The sequence below is a fragment of the Pseudonocardia autotrophica genome (assembly GCF_003945385.1).
Classification (GTDB): Bacteria; Actinomycetota; Actinomycetes; order Mycobacteriales; family Pseudonocardiaceae; genus Pseudonocardia; species Pseudonocardia autotrophica.
Genome location: NZ_AP018920.1, coordinates 6,124,165 through 6,144,486 on the forward strand (window position 1 = coordinate 6,124,165; position 20,322 = coordinate 6,144,486).

The 20,322-nt window shown below is 75.2% G+C and carries 15 protein-coding genes; 6 read left to right on the top strand and 9 right to left on the bottom strand.

Annotated elements, in window-relative coordinates; genetic code table 11:
• Window positions 1-318 precede the first annotated feature (318 nt).
• Window positions 319-1,776: a M28 family peptidase gene (locus Pdca_RS28350; RefSeq protein WP_197719839.1), complete on the top strand. Its 1,458-nt coding sequence runs from the start codon at window positions 319-321 to the stop codon at window positions 1,774-1,776.
• A 22-nt stretch (window positions 1,777-1,798) separates the two neighbouring features.
• Here Pdca_RS28350 and Pdca_RS28355 read toward each other — a convergent pair whose 3' ends face one another.
• The 8 genes from Pdca_RS28355 to sucC all read right to left on the bottom strand — a co-directional run bounded on the left by Pdca_RS28355 (window position 1,799) and on the right by sucC (window position 12,315).
• Window positions 1,799-3,364, bottom strand: a complete 1,566-nt coding sequence (locus Pdca_RS28355) for a DNA polymerase Y family protein (RefSeq protein ID WP_085912675.1) — start codon at window positions 3,362-3,364, stop codon at window positions 1,799-1,801.
• Entirely contained in the window at window positions 3,361-4,383 is a 1,023-nt protein-coding gene (locus Pdca_RS37845; RefSeq protein WP_179956586.1) for a hypothetical protein, read from the bottom strand. Before Pdca_RS37845 ends, Pdca_RS28355 begins: the two co-directional genes overlap by 4 nt.
• A 282-nt stretch (window positions 4,384-4,665) precedes the next feature.
• Window positions 4,666-6,225, bottom strand: a complete 1,560-nt coding sequence (gene purH, locus Pdca_RS28365; RefSeq protein WP_085912674.1) for a bifunctional phosphoribosylaminoimidazolecarboxamide formyltransferase/IMP cyclohydrolase — start codon at window positions 6,223-6,225, stop codon at window positions 4,666-4,668.
• A 2-nt stretch (window positions 6,226-6,227) separates the two neighbouring features.
• Entirely contained in the window at window positions 6,228-6,842 is a 615-nt protein-coding gene (gene purN / locus Pdca_RS28370; protein WP_174824371.1) for a phosphoribosylglycinamide formyltransferase, read from the bottom strand.
• A 103-nt stretch (window positions 6,843-6,945) separates the two neighbouring features.
• Window positions 6,946-8,676, bottom strand: coding sequence for a cell division protein PerM (locus Pdca_RS28375; protein ID WP_085912673.1), 1,731 nt, complete (start codon window positions 8,674-8,676; stop codon window positions 6,946-6,948).
• 82 nt (window positions 8,677-8,758) lie between these two features.
• Complete coding sequence (locus Pdca_RS28380) at window positions 8,759-10,042, bottom strand: DUF5336 domain-containing protein (protein WP_085912672.1); 1,284 nt, start codon at window positions 10,040-10,042, stop codon at window positions 8,759-8,761.
• Between the two features lie 161 nt (window positions 10,043-10,203).
• Entirely contained in the window at window positions 10,204-11,121 is a 918-nt protein-coding gene (sucD, locus tag Pdca_RS28385; protein WP_085912671.1) for a succinate--CoA ligase subunit alpha, read from the bottom strand.
• Between the two features lie 3 nt (window positions 11,122-11,124).
• Complete coding sequence (sucC, locus tag Pdca_RS28390; protein ID WP_269462819.1) at window positions 11,125-12,315, bottom strand: ADP-forming succinate--CoA ligase subunit beta; 1,191 nt, start codon at window positions 12,313-12,315, stop codon at window positions 11,125-11,127.
• Between the two features lie 256 nt (window positions 12,316-12,571).
• On the opposite strand from sucC, the gene Pdca_RS28395 reads away from it, so the two are divergent.
• From Pdca_RS28395 to Pdca_RS28405, 3 genes are all read left to right on the top strand, one after another.
• A complete protein-coding gene (locus Pdca_RS28395) occupies window positions 12,572-13,534 on the top strand; it encodes an esterase/lipase family protein (protein WP_085912669.1) in 963 nt (320 codons plus the stop codon).
• 372 nt (window positions 13,535-13,906) lie between these two features.
• Entirely contained in the window at window positions 13,907-14,692 is a 786-nt protein-coding gene (locus tag Pdca_RS28400; protein WP_232021254.1) for a M23 family metallopeptidase, read from the top strand.
• Between the two features lie 146 nt (window positions 14,693-14,838).
• Entirely contained in the window at window positions 14,839-15,441 is a 603-nt protein-coding gene (locus Pdca_RS28405; protein WP_085912667.1) for a DUF1707 SHOCT-like domain-containing protein, read from the top strand.
• 12 nt (window positions 15,442-15,453) lie between these two features.
• On the opposite strand, the gene Pdca_RS28410 is transcribed toward Pdca_RS28405, so the two are convergent.
• Window positions 15,454-17,904 (bottom strand): UvrD-helicase domain-containing protein, encoded by a 2,451-nt coding sequence (locus Pdca_RS28410; protein ID WP_085912712.1) that lies wholly within the window; start codon window positions 17,902-17,904, stop codon window positions 15,454-15,456.
• Window positions 17,905-18,172: 268 nt separating this feature from the next.
• Here Pdca_RS28410 and Pdca_RS28415 point away from each other — a divergent pair, with 268 nt between their 5' ends.
• Window positions 18,173-18,478, top strand: coding sequence for a chorismate mutase (locus tag Pdca_RS28415; protein ID WP_085912666.1), 306 nt, complete (start codon window positions 18,173-18,175; stop codon window positions 18,476-18,478).
• Between the two features lie 355 nt (window positions 18,479-18,833).
• On the top strand, window positions 18,834-20,297 hold the full coding sequence (locus tag Pdca_RS28420) for a hypothetical protein (protein WP_085912665.1): 1,464 nt from the start codon (window positions 18,834-18,836) through the stop codon (window positions 20,295-20,297).
• Window positions 20,298-20,322: the final 25 nt, after the last annotated feature.

The following is a 20,322-nucleotide window of genomic DNA, read 5'->3' on the forward strand; positions in this document are numbered from 1 at the left end:
CCTGCGCCGACACCGACGAGTCCACCAGCCGAACCTGTGGAGTGACTGAGACCCGGCCGTGGATCCGCCATGGATCGGCACCCCGGAATCCACGGTCGTGGCGAGCCCGGCCGTTCGATCACGGCTACCGTGTGGCGATCGCCGTTGCACGGCGTGTCCACACCCGATGCCGGACGCCCGGCCGTTGTGGACGGCACGGACTTCGACCGGCGCCGGGCCGGACAGCAGGGGTGGGGGGCCATGCGGGTGGGAACGACGGGAACGACGGAAGCGGCGGGCCGCGCCGGGACACCGGGTCGGCGCGCCACCCACCGGCTGGTGCGCGTGCTCGGGGCCGGGGTCGCCGCGGCCGCGCTGGCCGCCTGCGCGAACGTGCCCGCCGAGCCGGGCGCGACGGCGACGCTGGACACCGGGACCTCCGCGGCGAGCAGCGGCGGCCAGGCCGATCCCGGTCTGCCGGAGCGGCTCGCGGCCGAGGTCAGCGCCGATGCCGCCTACGCCCACCTGCAGGAGCTGGAGCGGATCGCCGACGCGAACGACGGCAACCGCGCGGTCGGCACATCGGGTTACGACGCGAGCGTCGACTACGTCGTGGGCGAGCTGCGCGCGGCCGGATACGAGGTGCAGACCCCCTCGTTCGACGTCCGCACCTTCACCTCGAACGACGCCCGGCTGACGGTCGCGGACGCGCCCGTCCCCACCGAGGTGCTCAGCTTCTCCCCCGCCACCCCGCCCGGCGGGCTGACCGCGCCGCTGTCCGTGCGGGCGCGCGCCCCGCAGGACCCGACCCCCGGCTGCGAGGCGGAGGACTACGCCGGGATGCCGGCCGGGGCGATCGCCGTCGTCGAGCGGGGCGTCTGCCCGTTCGGGCAGAAGTCCCAGCTGGCCGGCGCGGCCGGGGCCGGCGCCGTGATCATCGTGAACACCGAGGACGCGGCGCTGCCCGCCACCCTCGAGGACACCCCGGAGGTCGTCCCGACGGCATCGGTGACCAGGTCCGCGGGTGCCGGCCTGCAGGACGGGCAGCAGGCCACCCTGCTGCTGGACACCACCATCGAGCAGCAGACCTCGCGCAACGTGATCGCCGAGACGACGACCGGCGACCCGGACCGGGTGCTGGTGGCAGGGGCGCACCTGGACTCGGCGCCCGAGGGGGCCGGAATCAACGACAACGGCAGCGGCAGCGCGGCGCTGCTGGAGGTCGCGCAGAAGCTCGGCCCGGCTCCGCCCGCCGGGCAGCAGGTGCGTTTCGCATGGTGGGGCGCCGAGGAGATCGGCCTGGTCGGCGCGACGAAGTACGTCGAGGGGCTCTCCGAACCGGACCTGGCCCGGATCGCGCTCTACCTGAACTTCGACATGGTCGCCTCCCCGAACCCGGCCTACCTCGTCTACGACGGCGACGACTCCGACGGCCTCGGCGGGCAGGCCGGACCGCCCGGTTCGGAGACCGCGGAACGGGTGCTGACCGACGCGCTCGTCGCCGCCGGGGTGCCCGGCCCGGAGGGCACCGCCTTCGACGGCCGCTCGGACTACGGGCCCTTCATCGACGCCGGGGTCCCGGCGGGTGGCCTGTTCACCGGCGCCGAGAAACAGAAGACGCCGGAGCAGGCCGAGAAGTGGGGCGGCACGGCGGGCCAGTCGTTCGATCCGTGCTACCACACCGCGTGCGACCGGCTGACCAACATCGACCGGACGGCGCTGGACCGCAACCTCACCGCGATGGGCTCGGCGATCGGCCGGTTCGCGGTGGACCTGACCGGCGTTCCGGCCCGGTGAGCCGGTGGGCGGCACGCGTCGCTCAGTCGTAGACACCGGCCACCGCCCAGCCGCCGGCCCGGTGCACGAGCAGCAGTGCCGTCCCGTCGGCGAGGACGGCCTGCACCCGCACCGCCGGGCCGGGATCGCCGGGTGCCCACCAGCGGGCCCCCATCGGCCAGGGACCGGCCCAGTCGGTGATCTCCCGGTCCGGGCCACCACCACCGGAGATCCGGTGCGGGGCGCCGTCGAGCAGGTCCGGGGCGGCCGGGTGCACCTCGGCGCCACCGGCCGCGAACAGCCGGACCGGTACCGGCTCCGGCGGCACCGTCGCCGGCGACGGTGCCGGCAACCGCCCCGGCCAGGACGCCGGCGGATCCTTCGGCGACGTGCCCGCGACCTCGGCGGTCCGCTCCTCCCCCCAGGGCACCAGCCGGATCCGCTCGCCGGGGTCCCGACCGCCGGCCGGGACCGCGGTGAGCACCGCCTCCGGCCCGAGCAGCGCCTGCACCCGGACCAGCGCCCGCCCGGCCCGCTCGTCGGCCTCGCCGACGTCGCCCCACAGCCCGCGCTGCAGCGCCCCGGCCTGCACCGTGTCCTCGGGGGTCAGGCGCAGCGCGACCAGCGTGCCGGAGCCGCCGCGCCCGAGCCACGAGTCGAGCTGCCAGCGCACCCGGTCGACCGTGCCGCCCGGGGTCAGCGGCTCGGCGCAGCGCCAGACCCGCAGCAGCTCCTCCCCGCTGTCGGTGCGCGCGTGCACCCCGAGCCGGGTGCACGCCAGACCGTGCCCGGCGAGCGCCTCGTGCAGCCGGGTGGCCAGCCCGCGGGCGGCGAACGCGGCCGCATCCACCCGGTCCACCGGCGGGTCCAGCTCGATCGCCGCGGCCAGCTCCTCCGGCGGCACCCGGCGGGCCGGGGGCCGCGGATCGACGCCCCTGGCCAGCCGGTGCGCGGCCACCGCGTCGGCGCCGAACCGGGAGGCGACGTCGGCCTCGGCCAGCGCCGCGAACGCCCCCAGCGACCGCAGGCCGAGCCGGCGCAGCAGATCGACCAGCGTGGACCGGTCGACATCCGGATCCCGGTCCAGCTCGGCGACCTCCAGCGGGGCCAGGAACTCCGCCGACCGGCCCGCAGGCACCCCGCGACCGCGGCGGGCCGCGAGCTCGGCGGCGAACATCCCGTCCGCGATCCCGATCTGGCACTCGGTGGCGGCCCGCAGCGCCACCTGGTCGATCAACCGTTCCACCGCGGCCCGCTCGCCGCCGAACCAGCCGACCGGGCCGCGGGCCGGCAGCACCAGCAGCCCGGGCCGGACCACCTCGACGCCGGGGGCGAGCTCCTCGACCGCCGCGGCGACCGGCTCGAACAGCCGCGCGTCCCGGCCCGGATCCGGCGCGAGCACCGCGAGCCCGGGACAGCGGGCCTGCGCCTCGCGCCTGCGCAGCCCGCGCCGCACCCCGTACCTGCGGGCGGTCGCCGAGCAGGCCAGCACCCGATTGGCATGGAACACCGCCGCCGGACGGTGCACCGGTACGTGCGCGGCCCGGGCCGCCGCGGTGACCGGCCAGTCCGGGGACCAGACCGCGAGTACCCGGGCCTCGGCACTCATCCGGCCACCCGCACCGCGGGTATCCCGGCTTCGGCCTGGACCTCGACGACGGTCCCGCCCGGGCCCGGCAACAGCACCTCGGCACCCCGGCCCGCGAGCCCGATCCCGCGGCCGTGCGCGCGCACCTCCACCCGGCGCGACCGGAGCCGGCCCGCCCCGCGACCGGCCCCCTCCCAGTGCGCCCGCTCGCAGTGCAGCCGCAGGTCGGCTCCCGGCCAGGAACCCAGCGCCAGCAACACCGACCCGCGTTGCCGGGCCCGGGCCATCAGCCGCTGACGGTCCGCCGCGCGCAACCCGGCCCGCTCCGGACCGGCGACCACGACCAGATCCAGCCCGTCGAGCAGGGCCGCGGTGACCGGGACCACGTCGGCCCCCGGATCCGGGACCAGCGCCAACCGGTCCAGCCGGACACCGCTCTCGGCCGCCGCCGTCGCCCCCAGGCCCGGCCGGCCGACCACTCCCGCCCACGCTCCCTCCGCGGACGCCGCCGCCAGCAGCGCGAACAACAGCGAACCGGCGCCCGCCCCGGCACCGACCGCGACCGTGGAGCCGCGACGCAACCCGCCGCCGGGCAGCAGCCCGGACAGTGGGCCGAGCACCGGCAGCACCGGATCGCCGGGGCCCAGCGGATCCACCGGGGCAGCCGCGGCCCCGGCGGCGGCTCCGATGGTGACCCCGGCCGGGCGCGCGGATCCGGTGCAAGGGCCTGCGCGCGGGCGGGACCGCTCGGGATCCGCCCTGGCCTCCATCCGGTGCAGCACCCGACGGGCCGTGGCCAGCCGGTCCGCGGGCGGCACGCCACCCCCGGCCGGGCCCCGTGCCCCGGCGAGCGGCTCCCGCCCGCCCTCCGGAGCACGGGGCCCGGCGTACCCGCTTCCGGGGCCGGCGTGACCGACGGGGACGGGATCCCCGTCCGCCCCCGCGCACCACGTGCCGGCTCCGATCACCGGACCCGACACCTCCGCCGGGTCGAACACCGGCTCCGGGTCCCCACCCGCACCGGTATCCACAGCCCTCACCACACGGACCTCCCCCGCTCCCACGCACCGCGACCGGCCCGCTGACCGGTCGGAACCTGTCCGGCACGCCGTGGGGAAGACGACGCATGCTCGAACTGATGTTCGAATCATAGAGGCCGGATCGGCCCTGCGCAGCCCCCGGTCGGGGGATGTCCGGGCCGATGCGGAGCACCGTCGCACGCCACCCCGACAGTTTCCGCGGTGCGGACCGCGAGAAGCCCCGGACACGGCGCGGCCCGGGCCGCACACGGCGACCCGGGCCGACGGCCGCGGAGAGCGGACTCAGTGCGCGAAGTGCCGCGTTCCGGTCAGGTACATCGCGACGCCCGCCTTCGCACAGGCCGCGACCACCAGCTCGTCGCGCACCGAACCGCCGGGCTGCACGACCGCGGCGACACCGGCGTCGAGCAGCACCTCCAGCCCGTCCGGGAACGGGAAGAACGCGTCCGAGGCCGCGACCGAGCCGCGCGACCGGTCACCGGCGCGCTGCACCGCGAGCCGGGCCGCGTCCACCCGGTTGACCTGACCCATGCCGACGCCGACCGCGGCGCCGTCGTGCGCGAGCAGGATCGCGTTCGACTTCACCGCACGGCAGGCGCGCCAGGCGAACGCCAGGTCGGCGAGGGTCTCCTCGGCGACCGGGTCCCCGGTGACGAGCTTCCAGGCCGCCGGGTCGTCACCGTCGGCGTCGACCAGGTCGCGCTGCTGGACGAGCACCCCGCCGGAGATCGGGCGCAGCTCCACCGCGGCCCGGGCGACCTCACCGGGGATCCGCAGCAGCCGGATGTTCTTCTTGCGCTGCAGCACCTCCAGCGCACCGTCGGCGTACGACGGGGCGAGCAGCACCTCGGTGAAGATCTCCGCGACCTGCTCGGCCAGCTCCACCGAGACCTCACCGTTGACCGCGATCACGCCGCCGAAGGCCGACACCGGGTCGGTGGCGTTGGCCTTCCGGTGCGCCTGCGCGACGTCCGTCCCGACCGCGATGCCGCACGGGTTCGCGTGCTTGATCACCGCGACGGTCGGCCGGTCGCCGTGGTCGTGCGCGGCCCGCCAGGCGGCGTCGGCGTCGACGAAGTTGTTGTACGACATCTCCTTGCCGTGCAGCTGCTCGGCACCGGCCAGGCCGGGGGCACCGTCGGTGTACAGCGCGGCGGCCTGGTGCGGGTTCTCGCCGTAGCGCAACGACCGCGCGCGGTTCCAGGTGGCGCCGATCCAGGTCGGGAACGGCCCGGCGTCCTCCTCGGGCGCCAGATCGGCCCCCATCCAGGACGCCACCGCGACGTCGTACCCCGCGGTGTGCCGGAACGCCTCGGCAGCCAGCCCGCGCCGGTCCTCGATCACGAACCCGCCCGCGGCGACCTGCTCCAGCACCCACTCGTAGCGGCCCGGATCGACCACCACGGCGACGCTGTCGTGGTTCTTCGCCGACGCGCGCACCATCGCCGGGCCGCCGATGTCGATCTGCTCGACGATCTCGTCCCGGCTCGCGCCGGACGCCACGGTCTCCCGGAACGGGTACAGGTTGGACACCAGCAGGTCGAACGGCGCGATGCCCAGCTGCTCCAGCTGGTCGAGGTGCTCGGGCTTGCGGGTGTCGGCCAGCAGCCCGGCGTGCACCCGCGGGTGCAGCGTCTTCACCCGGCCGTCGAAGCACTCGGGGAACCCGGTGACCTCCTCGACCGCGGTGACCGGCACACCGGCGTCGGCGATCCGGGCAGCGGTCGACCCGGTCGAGACGATCTCCACCCCCGCGGCGTGCAGCCCGGTCGCCAGGTCCAGCAGCCCGGCCTTGTCGTAGACACTGATCAGGGCCCGGCGGACCGGCCTGCGCTCACTCATGTTCACCTCGTGGGTTCGGAGGCGGTGGTCCCCGATGCGGCGAGCCGCCGCACCGTCCCGACCAGCAGCCGTCGTTCCTCGGTCTTGATCCGCTCGTGCAGGACGGTCTCGTCGTCGCCCGGGAGCACCGGCACCTCCGCCTGCGCGAGCACCGGCCCGGTGTCCAGTCCCGCGTCGACCTCGTGCACGGTCGCGCCGGTGACGTCCACCCCGGCGGCCAGCGCGTCACGCACCGCGTGCGCGCCGGGGAACGCCGGCAGCAGGGCCGGATGCGTGTTCAGCATCGGGCATCCGAGTGCGTCCAGGAAAGCCGGTGCGACCAGCTTCATGAAACCGGCCCCGACGACGAGGTCGGGCCGGTGTGCCGTCACGGCCACGGCGAGTGCCCGGTTCCACGCCGCCCGGTCCGGATGATCACCGACCCGCTCGACGAAAGTCGGCAGCCCCGCTGCCGCGGCCCGGTCCAGTCCGGCGGCCCCGGAGCGGTCCGCCCCGACGGCGACCACCCGGTACTCCGGGCCCGCCGCGTCGAGCAACGCCTGGAGCAGGGTCCCGCCACCCGAGACCAGGACGACGATCCGGAACCGGCCGGTCACCGGCTGTTCGTCCGCTCCCACCGCTCTCCCTCGACATCGCCTCGCAGGCCGTCCTGCTGCACGAGCCAGGGTAGGCGGGGGCCGGCCGGTCGGCGCCGGGGCCCTGCCCGGCCGGTCGGTGCGGTCAGCGGCCCGGCTCGTCGTCCGGTCTCCCGGCAGCACCGGGATCGGCCGCAGCACCGGCCGCATCCCGATCAGCGGCAGCGGCAGTGGCATCATCGGGAGCGCCGGCAGCAGCATCGTGGGGAGCGCCGTCAGGGGCGTCGTCAGGGCCGCCGACAGCGTTGTCACGGGCGACAGCGTTGTCACGGGCGGCCGCGTTGTCACGGGCGGCAGCGTTGTCACCGTCGGCAGAGCTGTCGGGGGCGTCGGTGCCGTCCGGCTCGGAGCCGGCTGCTGCTGCGGGTGCGCGCCCGGGCCTACCGGCCCCCGAGGTGCGGTGCCGTTCCACCAGGTCCCCGACCGTGGCCGGGCGGCCCTGCCGCGTGCCGCGGGGCCGCACGGGCACCGGGCGTGGCGCCGGGCGGTCACCGGCCGCGTTCCCCATCGGGACGTGCCGGGCCAGCTCCGGCCCGGCGCAGGTGAGCAGCGCCGGCAGGCCGATCAGCAGCAGCACCGCTCCGAAGACCGCGCCGCCGTGGAAGGAGACCGGGTCGTACGGGCCGCCACCGAGCGATCCCCCGGCCACGGTGGCGAGCACCGACGCCCCGACGGCGGTGACCACGGCGGCGGTCAGCGGTGCCGCGATCCGGTCCGCGGTGGGCGCGCCGGTCGGCAGCGCACGCCGGCAGGCCAGGCCGGTCAGCACACCGACGGCCACCGGGAGCAGCAGCACCAGCGGCGCCGCGGTCGGCACGGCGGTCACCGGGAGCAGCGCGGTGAGCGGGAACGGCGGCATCGGGCCGGGTTCGGCGGTCAACGGGCCGGAGGCGGCGACGCCCATCGACACACCCGGCCCCGTCGCCCACGACAGAGCGCCGACCAGGGCGTTCGGCAGGTAGCCCACGGTCAGCACGAGCACCCCGGACGCGGCGCCCACGCCCGGGCCGAGCCGGGCCGCGACCTCGGTCACCGCCGGTGCGGTGAACACCAGTGCTGCGGTCAGCACGAGCGCGGCGGTCAGCAGCAGCCCGGTGGCCGCCACCCGGACCCCGGCCAGCGCCACCCCCGGCCAGCCCGCCAGCACCCGGCGCCAGGCCACCGGGAACCCACAGGCGTGGACGACGCCGACGCCGGCGGCCGTGCCGCCGATCAGTCCCGCACCGACCAGGGAGGCCCACGGCGCGGTCACCGCCATCTCCCGCGGCAGCAGCGCACCGGCCAGCACCGCGACCGCAGCGGCCGCGCCCGCCTGGCTCGCGACGACGGCACCCGCGTCGTGCCGGACCCGCCCGCCCAGCCGGAGCACCGCCCAGCGGGAGAACCAGGCGACCATCACGACGACCACGATCGTCGGCAGCAACGGCAGCACCCCGAGCGGATGACCGTTCAGCGCGATCGGGATCTGGTGGGCGGCCAGCCACATCGGGACGGCGGCGGCGAGTGCCCCGTCCGCCGTCACCGGGGCACCACCGGTGCCGGTGAGCAGTGCGGCGACCGGCACCAGCATCGTGTAGCCGGCCAGCACCGCGCCCATCGTCGAGGCCAGCAGCACCCGCAGCCGGTCCAGACCGTGCCCCGGGCCACCCCGCTCCCCGCGCCTGCCGGAACCGTCCCGGAGGTTCTCGCCGCGGGGCCGCCCGCGCTCGGCGACGGCCGTGTCACGGCCACCGCCGCGGGCCCGTGCCGCCCCGGAGCCGGACGTCCGGGAACGGGGAGCGGGACGGCCGCGGGTGGGCCGGGACGGGATGCTCACCCGGTCAGGGTCGCAGCGCCGGGACGCCACCGACGGCAGGCACGCCGGGGACGGCGGTCACCGGTGGCGGCCGGCACCCGGGTCAGCCCGACGAGGAGCCGCCCTCGGCGCGCAGCGCGCGGGTCGCCTCGTCGGCCGGAGCGGCCCCGGCGGGATCCGGGTAGCGGTGCCCGCCGCCCGTGCCCGGTTCGGCGCCGGGGATCTCCTCGCCGCTGTAGGGGCGGGTGCCGGGCGGTGCCTCCACCGGCGCCTGCTGCGGCGCGGCGTGCTGGACCGGGGACGGGGACGGGGACTCGGCGGACGGCGGCTGGGTGGCCGGGGGCTGACCGGCCAGTTGCTGACCGGCCAGTTGCTGACCGGACTGCGGCTGGCTCGTCGGGGGCTGGCTCGTCGGGGCCTGCTGCTCGGACGACTGCGGAACGGGGGTCTGCTGCGGCGGTGCCTGCGAGCCGGGAGCCTGAGCCGGTGCACCCGGCGCCTGCCCGCCCGGAGTCCAGGGCGCTGCGGCGTCGTACTGCGGCGCCCAGCCCTGCGGCGCGGCGCCGCCGGGGGCATGCTGGGCCGCCTCGGCGGGCTGCTGGCCGTACGCCCCGGCCCCGGGGGCCGCGACCGGACGCTCGCCGTAGGCGACACCGGAGAACGCCCCGCCGGACGGGGCCCCGGCGGCGGACGTCCCGCCGGCGTAGCCACCCGGCTGCGGCACGGCGTACCCGGGCTGGCCGTACTGCCCCGGGTAGTGACCGCCCGGCTGGGCCTGCTGGCCGTAACCGGGCGCCATCGGATGTCCCCCGCCGTACTGGGCGGCCGGGGCGGCGCCGTACTGGCCGTACCCCGGCTGCTGCTGCCCCGGACCGGGCTGACCGGGATAGCCGGACTGCGGCAGCCCCGGCGTGCCCCACTGCTGCTCCGGGACGTGCGACGGCCGGGCCGGGCGCGGCGCGGGCGCCGACAGCACCCCGGACAGCAGGAGCTGCCCGTAGAGCAGGGCGGCCACCGACAGCAGGGCCGCCGCCAGCGTGATCCAGCCCGCGGCACCCGCGGACACCGGGCTGCCGCTCGCGGTGAACAGGAACAGCATCGTCAGCACCCCGGTCCCGCTCAGCGTCACGCCGGCGACCAGGGTGCGGCCGGTGCCGGGCAGCAGCGACAGGGTGCCGGCGATCCCGCCACCGACGACCAGCGTCAGCGGGAGCAGGCTGCCCGCCCCGGCGTCGAAGAACGCCGCGATCAGGGCGAGCAGGGCCAGCACCCCACCGCCGAGTACCGCGAGCCGGACCGGACCCGCCTGGAGCGTGCCGGGATCGCCGGCGCCCGCGGACCGGGCAGGGGGTGCCGCGCCCGGGGAGGCGGGCTGGTTGCTCGTCATGACGGCTACTCCAGCGGCCGCGGCGGGCGCGGCGTCGACGACAGGGCTACTGGATCGCACGCTAGCCGATCGGGTTCCACGGTCGGGTGACGCACCACGCGAACGCGCGGGCCCCGGGAGTGATCCCGGGGCCCGCGCGTGTGTGGTGCGTCAGCTGCCGCCTACTTCGCGGAGAGGATCTCCTTCATCAGCGCGGCGGTCTCGGACGGCGTCTTGCCGACCTTCACGCCCGCGGCCTCGAGGGCCTCCTTCTTCGCCTGCGCGGTGCCGGCCGAGCCGGACACGATGGCGCCGGCGTGGCCCATCGTCTTGCCCTCCGGGGCGGTGAAGCCCGCGACGTAACCGGCGACCGGCTTGGTGACGTTGGCCTTGATGAAGTCGGCAGCCCGCTCCTCGGCGTCGCCACCGATCTCGCCGATCATCACGATCGCCTCGGTCTCCGGGTCCGCCTCGAACGCCTCGAGGGCGTCGATGTGGGTGGTGCCGATGACCGGGTCACCGCCGATGCCGATCGCGGTGGAGAAGCCGAACTCACGCAGCTCGAACATCATCTGGTAGGTCAGGGTGCCGGACTTCGACACCAGACCGATCTTGCCGGGGCCGGCGATGTTCGCCGGGATGATGCCCGCGTTGGACTTCCCGGGGGAGATGATGCCCGGGCAGTTCGGCCCGATGATCCGGGTCCTCGGGGTTCGGGGTGCCCCCGGGGTCGTCTCAGCGCCCTTGGCGACGGCGTGCGCCCAGAAGTACGCCGAGTCGTGCACCGGGATGCCCTCGGTGATCACCACGGCCAGCGGGATCTCGGCGTCGATCGCCTCGATCACGGCGTCCTTGGCGAACTTCGGCGGGACGAACAGCACCGACACGTCGGCGCCGGTCTCCTTCATCGCCTCCTCGACCGTGCCGAACACGTGGACGTCCTTGTCGCCCACCGTGTGCGTGGTGCCGGCCTTGCGGGCGTTCACGCCGCCCACGATGTTCGTGCCCGACGCCAGCATCTTGGTGGCGTGCTTGGTGCCCTCGCCGCCGGTGATGCCCTGGACGATGACCTTGCTGTTCTCGTTGAGGAAGATCGACATGTCTCAGGCTCCAGCGTTCGCGAGCTCGGCGGCCTTGGCGGCCGCGTCGTCCATCGTGCCCACCACGGTGACGAGCGGGTGGTTCGCGTCGGCGAGGATCTGGCGCCCCTCGTCGACGTTGTTGCCGTCCAGCCGGACGACCAGCGGCTTGGTCGCGTCGTCGCCGAGGATCTTCAGCGCCTCGACGATGCCGTTGGCGACCGCGTCACAGGCGGTGATGCCACCGAAGACGTTGACGAAGACGCTCTTGACCTCGTCGTCGCCCAGGATGACGTCCAGGCCGTCGGCCATGACCTGCGCCGAGGCGCCGCCGCCGATGTCGAGGAAGTTGGCGGGCTTCACGCCGCCGTGCGCCTCGCCGGCGTAGGCGACGACGTCCAGGGTGCTCATGACCAGGCCCGCGCCGTTGCCGATGATGCCGACCTGGCCCCCGTCGAGCTTGACGTAGTTGAGGCCCTTGGCCTTGGCCTTCGCCTCGAGCGGGTTCTCGGTGCGCTCGTCGACCAGCTCGGCGTGCGCCGGGTGCCGGAAGTCGGCGTTCTCGTCCAGGGTGACCTTGCCGTCGAGCGCGATCACCTTGTCCTGCGGGTCACGGACCAGCGGGTTGACCTCGACCAGCGTCGCGTCCTCGGAGACGAAGGTCTCCCAGAGCTTCACGATGACGTTCGCGGCCTCGTCGGCGACGGCGGCCGGGATCTTGCCCTCGGCGACGATCTCGTCGGCCTTGGCCTTGTCGACACCGGCGATCGGGTCGATCGCGATCCGGGCCAGCGCGTCCGGACGCTCGACGGCCAGCTGCTCGATCTCCATGCCGCCCTCGGCCGAGCACATGGCCAGGAAGGTGCGGTTGGAGCGGTCCAGCAGGAACGAGAAGTAGTACTCCTCGGCGATGTCGCTGGCCTCGGTCACCAGCACCTGGTGGACGGTGTGACCCTTGATGTCCAGCCCGAGGATGGCCTCGGCCTTCTCCTTGGCCTCGTCCGCGTTCTCGGCCAGCTTCACGCCGCCGGCCTTGCCCCGCCCGCCGGTCTTGACCTGAGCCTTCACCACGACCGCGGTGCCCAGCTCAGCCGCCGCGGCCGCCGCGTCGGCGGCGTTGTCCACGGTCCTGCCCGGCAGCACCGGGACTCCGTGCGCGGCGAAGAGATCCTTCGCCTGGTACTCGTACAGGTCCACTCGGCTCTCCCGCTCCACTTCGCTCTCGTCGCGACCGGCGCGGCCCGGGTTCCCCCCGGGCGCACCCCGCACTGGGGAGGCGGCAGCGGTCGCGGACGTCGGTCGTGCTGCGTCGGGGAGCCTAACCAGACCGGCCGCACCCGTCCTGACCTGGTCCTGGTGACAGCTGTCACCCCGCAGGAGCAACCACCGGCGACCGCGGGCGACGAGCCCCGGCCGGTTTCGCCCGTTGTGCCGTCTGGTTGCGGTGGCGTTTCTGACCTATCGTTCGATCATGGCGACGGCGCTGTCCGGTTGGCGGCGCCTGCGCGCGGTGGCCGCCGGGGTCCCGTCCCTGGCCCTCGACCTCGGGCAGGCAGCCGGGTACGCGCTGCGCACCTTCACCTCCCCCGCAGGCCTGCGTGGCCTGGCCGTGGAGTGGGCATGGCTCGCCGCGCACGTCGCGCTCTACCCGGTCGGCCTGGTGGAGGAGACGGTCCGCCCGCACGGCCACTACCGCACCGACAGCCTGCCCCCGGTCAAGCGCAGCCTGGTGGTCGCCGACCCGGCCGCGGCGGGCACGCCGATCCTGCTGATCCACGGCATCATGGACAACCGTTCGGTGTTCACGGTGTTCGCACACGAGCTGCGCCGCCGCGGGTTCGGTGTGGTGAACGCCATCAACTACAGCCTGCTCACCGGTGACCTGCGCAGTGCGGCGCACGAGCTGCACGGCCACGTCGAACGGCTGCGCGAGACCACCGGCTCGGAGAAGGTGCACATCGTCGGGCACTCGCTGGGCGGTGTCATCGCCCGCTACTACGTGCAGCGGATGGGTGGCGACGCCGTCGTCGACACCGTGGTCACACTCGGCAGCCCGCACTCGGGCAGCAACCTCGCCCGGCTCGCACCGACCGCGCTGTGCCGCCAGCTGCGGCCCGGCTCGGACGTGCTGCGCGAGCTCACGGAGCCGGCGCCCGGCTGCCGGACCCGCTTCCTCGTGGTGTGGTCGCGGATGGACGAGGTCATCCTCCCGCAGCGCAATTCCCGGCTGCGCCATCCCGATCTCGACGTGCAGGAGCTGGGCCTCGACGACGTCGGGCACCTGTCGCTGCCGATCGACCGGCGGACGGTGCACTGGGTGGCGAGCACGCTGGCCCGCGGCGAGCAGGAGCGGCGCGAGCACGACCGGGTGCGCGACCGCCGGTTGCGCGGCTCACTGCGCCCGGCCGGCCGGCGCAGCGCCCCCGCCTCCTGACGACGCGGGCGCGGCTCCCCGCACCCGCCCGACCGGTCGTCGATGATCTCCGACCGTCCGCAACCGGCCGGTGGCGCGCCGTTGCCACACCGCGACTCGCGGGTTAACGTCGCGTCGTCCACGTCACGGACCGATCACGGTGGTCGGCGCCCTCCCCGAACGGCGCCACCCCCCGACGGAGCCCCCACTCCGACGACCACCGGCGAGCGGCTCGCGGCGCCCTGAACACCAGAAGGGCAGGTCTTGGCGCGCCACCGCTCCCCCAGCGGCGCCATCCGACCGGAGCTCCGGTCCGGCACACTCCCCCGTGTGCCGGTCACCGCGGGCGGCCACCGGCTCCCGGCGCCACCGCCGACGGTCTCGCGTACCCGCGTGACGGTCGCCGCCGCTGCCGGCGGTGCACTGGTCGCGGCCGGCCAGACCGTCGCGGGCACCCTCGGCATCCCCGCGCTGGCGGGTGCGCCGTCGGTGGAGGAGTCCTACGAGCGGATCGCCGCCTCGGCGATGCTCCCGGTGACCGCCGAGCCGCGGCCCGCCGACACCATCACTCCCGCGGTCACCTCGGCGATCGGCAGCGAGCAGCTGGCGGCGCCGTCGTCGGTGCCCGACCTCGCGCAGACCGCGGCGGTCGACGTCGAGAACCTGACCAAGGCGGCCCGGCTCGGTGAGCAGGCCGCCAAGGTCGAGAGCGCGCTGTCCACCGCGATGTCGCAGGGCGCTCCCAAGGCCGTCGTGTACGCCGGCGAGCCGTTCGTGATGCCGACCTCGGGCCGGTTCACCTCCGGCTTCGGCGCCCGCTGGGGCGTCCAGCACTACGGGGTCGACCTGGCCGCCCCGATCGGCACCCCGATCTTCGCGCTCACCGACGGCGTCGTCGAGGAGTCCGGCCCGGCCAGCGGGTTCGGCATGTGGGTCGTGCTGCGGCACCACGACGGCACAGCCACCGTCTACGGGCACATCAACCGCTCGATGGTGGAGACCGGCCAGCAGGTCACGGCAGGCGAGGAGATCGCCGAGGTCGGCAACCGCGGCCAGTCCACCGGCCCGCACCTGCACCTGGAGGTGTGGGAGGCCGACGGCACCAAGACCGATCCGCGGCCCTGGCTCGCCGAGCGTGGGCTCGACATCAGCGGCGCCACCGGCAGCCGGGACGCCTGAGCCGGTTCAGGCGGTTGCCCGGCGAGGGTGCGCGCCGCCCCGGGGCGCGCACACCGTCCGAAGGTCCCGGGCCGCGCGGAATCCCCAGAACTGTTGAGGCGGGTCCCGGCTTCCGCTGCCCCGACCGGACCCGACAGGATGTCGGGATGGGGGACGACTATCGGATCGGGGACGCCGAGCGGCGGGCGGTCGACGACCGGCTGCAACGCGCACACGGCGAGGGACGGCTGACGCTCGAGGAGTACGAGGAGCGGGCGGCGAAGGCGTGGGCCGCGCGGCACCACTCCGAGCTCACCGGTCTGACCGGCGATCTCCCGCCCGATCGTGCGCCCGCCCGGCGCGCGGACGCGACGCCGGCCCCGTCCCGGGCCCGCGAGCTCGGCCTGGAATGGGCGCGCGCGGCGGGCGGGACGCTCACCACGATCGCGCTGGTCGCCGCCGCCCTGTGGGGCGGATCGCACCTGCTGGGCGGGGCCGACGGCACGGTCGTGTTCGGGAGCCGCACGGTCGGTGTCGCCGAGGACCGCGACCGGGTCGAGATGGGCGTGCTGTTCGGCTCGGTCCGGGTCGTCGTGCCCGACGACGCGCGGGTCACGGTGGGCGGCTGGAAGGCCTTCGGCTCGGTGGACTGCGAGACTGCGTGCGCGAACACCGGCGGGCGCACCGTCCAGGTCGACGTGACCGGCGCGTTCGGCAGCACCGACATCGTCACCCGCAGCGAGGCCGCCGCCGACCCGGACGACGACTGACCCGCCCGGGCCCTACAGCTTCTGCATCGGCACGCCGCCGATCAGCATCAGCCGGACCGTCCCGCCGCTGCCGAAGTCGATCGTCACCGTCGCCCGCGGGCCCGACCCGTCCGCGGCGATCACCGTGCCCAGGCCGTACTTGTCGTGGTTGACCCGGTCGCCGACGTCGAGCTGCAGGGCCTGGTTGTTCAGGCTGCGCTCGGGGACCTTCCAGTCGCCGCGGTCGGAGCCGGAGCGACGGCCGAACCCGAACCGGCCGACCGGGGCGGACGGCCGCTCCGACACCAGCTGCTCCTCGGTGCGCCGCCAGTCGACGAGCTCCGGCGGCACCTCGTCCAGGAAGCGGGACGCCGGGTTGGTGCTCGGCTGCCCGAACGCCGACCGGACGATCGCCCGGGACAGGTAGAGCCGCTGCTCGGCGCGGGTGATCCCGACGTAGGCGAGCCGGCGCTCCTCGGCGAGCTCCTTCGGGTCCCCGAGGGCGCGCAGGTGCGGGAAGATCCCGTCCTCCCAGCCGGTCAGGAACACGACCGGGAACTCCAGCCCCTTCGCCGTGTGCAGGGTCATCAGGGTGACCAGGCCGGAGTCGTCGTCCGGGATGGAGTCGGCGTCGGCGACCAGCGCGACCCGCTCCAGGAACGCCGCGAGCGAGCCCGGCTCCGGGACGCCGGTCTCGTCGTCGTCGTTCGGGCCGGCCTGTGCAGTGTCCGGTGCGGTATCCGGCGCAGTGTCGGGCGCGCCCTCGGCTACGGACTCGGCCGCGGACTCGGCCGCCGCCAGATCCGCGACGGCGGCGTCACCGGCGAACTCGCGGGCCACCGTGACCAGCTCGGCCAGGTTGTCCATCCGGGTGCCGTCCTGCGGGTCCTCGGAAGCCTGCAGCTCCTCGGTGTACCCGGTGCGGCCGTAGACCGCCTCCAGGATCTCGGCGGTGTCGTCCCCACGCTCGACCAGCTCGCCCAGCTCGTCGAGCATCCGGACGAACGCGGCGATGTTGCGCTGCGACCGGGTGGCGAGCGCCGGCAGCCGCGCCGGCTCCTCCGCCGCGGTGCGCAGCGCGTGCGCGAACGAGGTGCGCTCCCGCTCGGCGAACTCGGCGACGACCGCCTCGGCCCGGTCGCCGATGCCACGCTTGGGCACGTTCAGGATGCGGCGCAGGCTGACCGTGTCCTCGGGGTTGGACAGCACCCGCAGGTAGGCCAGTGCGTCCCGGATCTCGCGGCGCTCGTAGAAGCGGACCCCACCGACGACCCGGTAGGGCAGCCCGACCCGGAGGAACACGTCCTCGAAGACCCGGGACTGGTTGTTGGTCCGGTAGAACACGGCGATGTCGGAGTTGCGGTACTCGCCGGTGTCGACCAGCCGGTCGATCTCCCGGGCGATGAACGAGGCCTCGTCGTGCTCGTTGTCGGCGACGTAGCCGACCAGCTTCTCGCCGTCGCCGGCATCCGACCACAGCCGCTTGTCCCGGCGCTCGGTGTTGCGGGCGATCACCCGGTTCGCGGCGGTGAGGATGGTCTGGCTGGAGCGGTAGTTCTGCTCCAGCAGGATCGTGCGCGACTCCGGGAAGTCCTGCTCGAACTCGACGATGTTGCGGATGTTCGCGCCGCGGAAGGCGTAGATCGACTGGTCGGAGTCGCCGACCACGCACAGCTCGGCGGGGGCCGCCTGCGCGGTGGCCGGCAGCACCAGCTGGCGGACCAGCTCGTACTGCGCGTGGTTGGTGTCCTGGTACTCGTCGACCAGCACGTGCCGGAACCGGCGCCGGTAGTACTCCGCGACCGCGGGCATCCGGTCCAGCAGCGAGACCGTCTCCATGATCAGGTCGTCGAAGTCGAACGCGTTGGCCTGGCGGAGCCGGGACTGGTAGACCCCGTAGACCTCGGCGATCCGGCGCTCGTGGTCGTTCGCCGCCCGCTCGGCGGCGTCGTCCGGGGAGAGCAGCTCGTTCTTCAGGTTCGAGATCTGCGCGGCCAGCGCACGCGGGGCGAACTTCTTCGGGTCCAGCTCCAGGTCCCGGCCGACGATGCCGACCAGGCGCCGCGAGTCGTCCGCGTCGTACACCGAGAACGCGCTGCGCACCCCCAGATGCTTGGCCTCCCGGCGCAGGATCCGCACGCACATCGAGTGGAACGTCGACACCCACATCGGGCCGGAGCGGCGGCCGACCAGCGCGTCGACCCGCTCCTTCATCTCGGCCGCCGCCTTGTTGGTGAAGGTGATCGACATGATCTCGCCGGGGTGCACGCCACGCTCGGCGAGCAGCCAGCCGATCCGGTGGGTGAGCACCCGGGTCTTGCCCGAGCCCGCGCCGGCCACGATGAGCAGCGGCGAGCCCGCATGGGTCACCGCGTCGCGCTGCCGGTCGTTGAGACCCTCCAGCAGCTGGCGCCCGCGCGAGGTCTTCGGCTCGGCGGCGGGCCCGCCCTGGCTCGTTCCGGGGAGTTCGAACAAGGCACTCATCGTGTCGAACACCGTACGCCGGGGGTCCGACATCCCCGAACCCGCGGCCGGGATACCGGCCGGTGGTCTAGACTGGCGCGCGTGCACAGTGCGTACGGCGGCAGCCGGCGATTTCGGCCCGGGTCCCGGACCCGGGTACCCGCTGTGCCCCCTGCGCCCGCCGCCTGAGCGCAGAGCCACCAGCACGCCCCGGAGTCCGCGGACCCGGGGCGTTCGCGCGTCCTCGGTCCCCGGACCCGATCACCGAACCGACCGAGACGAGGAGCCCATGTCCGCCACCGACCCCACCCCGCCCGGCACCCGCACCGACTCCGTCCCCACCGCCGCGGACGACGAGATCGACGCGCTGCGCGCCGAGATCGACCGGCTCGACTCCGAGATCCTGGACGCGATCCTGCGGCGGACCGAGGTCTCCAAGCGGATCGGTGCGGCACGGATGGCAGCCGGCGGCCCCCGGATCGTGTACAGCCGCGAGATGGCGGTGCTGGACCGGTTCGACGCACTCGGAGCCGAGGGCCGGGAACTCGCGATGATGCTGCTGCGCCTCGGGCGCGGCCGGCTCGGCGGGCGCTGAACCGGCACTGGTGTCGGCACCGGGTCGGCACTGGGTCGGCGCGGTTCCCAGCAGGCGGACCGCGCACGGCGTGTCGGTCGATCAGATCACAACCGCTCGCCGATTCGCCCGGCGTACCCGCTCCGTGACCGGTTCCGCACGCAGCGGGTGACCGACCTGGGACTTCCGGCCCGGCCACCTCACACACAGGTTGCCTGTGCCGCGAACGAGCAGGACGAACGGTTGGATACGCCCGATGAACGGGAATCACTCGAAAGGGTGACCTGCGACGAGCGGAGGGTCACCACTTGGGGCGGAGCCGCTCATCCGGTACATCTTCCCTGGTCGAAATGACCCCGAAGGAGGACGTGCGGCCGTGACCGACACCCCCGCCGGTGCCCCGCTCCCCGGCGCCCCGAGCGCCACCGGGCACCGTGAGGTAGTGAGCGTCGCCGAACTGCTGGCCCGGCACACGGCAGGCGCGCGTGAATCCCGTGACGAGGCAGGTCCGCTGACCGGCCCGGTGCTGTCCGTGGGCGACCTGCTGCGCCGGGAGGGCCGCTCGCCGGTCGCCGGCGCGAGCTCCGACGTCCCGGCCGCCGGTGCCCCCGGAGGCTGGCCCGACATCGATCTTCCCCAGCCGCGTTCCGCGGCCGCGGCGGCCCGGGAATGTGCCGACCGCCCGGCGTCCGGGCGCCGCCGGGCCGGTGCCGTCGCCGGGGCGCTCGTCGCCGCCGGTTCGGTGCTCGGCGCCGCGATCTACAACGGTGCCGCGACGCACCCGTCGGACGCCCAGGCCGCCGCGGACGGGCTGTTCCCCGGCGTCGGGCTGCCGGCGAGCGCCCAGACCGAGACGCTGCCGGGCCAGTACCTGCCCGCGAACGTCGCGCTGCAGTCGCCGCTGGAGAACCTCCCGACGACCGCGCCCGGCGCCACCGACTGGATGGAGGTCGCGTTCCCGCAGCAGGCGGGCGCGTCCGCCGCGGCGGGCACGGTCCGCCAGGTCTCCACCGGCTCCGGCCCGAGCGCCGCAGCAGCGGTGCCCGTGCAGCGCGCCCCGGAGCAGGGCGGCCAGGCCGGTCAGGGCGGCGGGCTGCTGCCCGGCATCCTGTCGCCGGCACCGTCCTCCCCGGGTGGCTCGGCCGATCCGGGCGGTTCAGCGGATCCGGGCACCGGTTCCACCGCCACCGGCTCGCCGATCGGCGCGGTCCCGGTCGTCGCGGCGCTGAACAACCCGTCCCGCCCGCCCGCGACGAACCTGATCGAGCCGGTCACCGCGGCCGGGCCGGCGCAGGGCGGCACCAGCACCGGTCCGCTGCAGGACATCACCGAGGCCACCCGCCCGGTCGGGTCGACGGTGGGCGGCGTGGTCGCCCCGGTCGCACAGGCCGCGGCACCGGTCGGTGAGACCCTCGGCGGCACCCTGTCCCCGGTGACCTCGGCCGTCACTCCGGTGACCGACGCGGTGCAGCCGCTGACGAAGCCGGTCACCGACACCCTGGAGCCGGTCACGACCCCCGTCCTGGGGGCGCTCTCCCCGGTCACCGAGCCGGTGCTGAGCGCGACCGAGCCGCTCACCGGGCCGCTGCTCGAGGCGGCCGCTCCGGTGACCAGCCTGCTCGACACCTCGGCGAAGCGGGACTCCGGATCCGACGACTCCGGCTCCTCCGACGAGGGCAACGAGTCCACCCAGCCGCTGCAGGCCGTCACCAAGCCGGTCGGCGAGACCCTGGGCACCGTCACCGAGCCGGTCGGCGGCGTGCTCTCCGGTGTCACCGAGCCGGTCGGCGGGGTCCTCGGCGGTGTGACGAAGGGCGCGGGCTCGCTGCTGGGCGGCTGAGCACGACACCGACCCGACGCCGGCC

Bases quoted from the DNA above. Each gene is read 5' to 3' on its own strand.
- Pdca_RS28395 (WP_085912669.1), top strand. From the start codon at position 12,572: ATGGCGACGGCGCTGTCCGGTTGGCGGCGCCTGCGCGCGGTGGCCGCC.
- sucD (WP_085912671.1), bottom strand. From the start codon at position 11,121: ATGTCGATCTTCCTCAACGAGAACAGCAAGGTCATCGTCCAGGGCATC.
- Pdca_RS28410 (WP_085912712.1), bottom strand. From the start codon at position 17,904: ATGAGTGCCTTGTTCGAACTCCCCGGAACGAGCCAGGGCGGGCCCGCC.
- purH (WP_085912674.1), bottom strand. From the start codon at position 6,225: ATGAGTGAGCGCAGGCCGGTCCGCCGGGCCCTGATCAGTGTCTACGAC.
- Pdca_RS28405 (WP_085912667.1), top strand. From the start codon at position 14,839: ATGGGGGACGACTATCGGATCGGGGACGCCGAGCGGCGGGCGGTCGAC.
- Pdca_RS28415 (WP_085912666.1), top strand. From the start codon at position 18,173: ATGTCCGCCACCGACCCCACCCCGCCCGGCACCCGCACCGACTCCGTC.
- Pdca_RS28380 (WP_085912672.1), bottom strand. From the start codon at position 10,042: ATGACGAGCAACCAGCCCGCCTCCCCGGGCGCGGCACCCCCTGCCCGG.
- Pdca_RS28355 (WP_085912675.1), bottom strand. From the start codon at position 3,364: ATGAGTGCCGAGGCCCGGGTACTCGCGGTCTGGTCCCCGGACTGGCCG.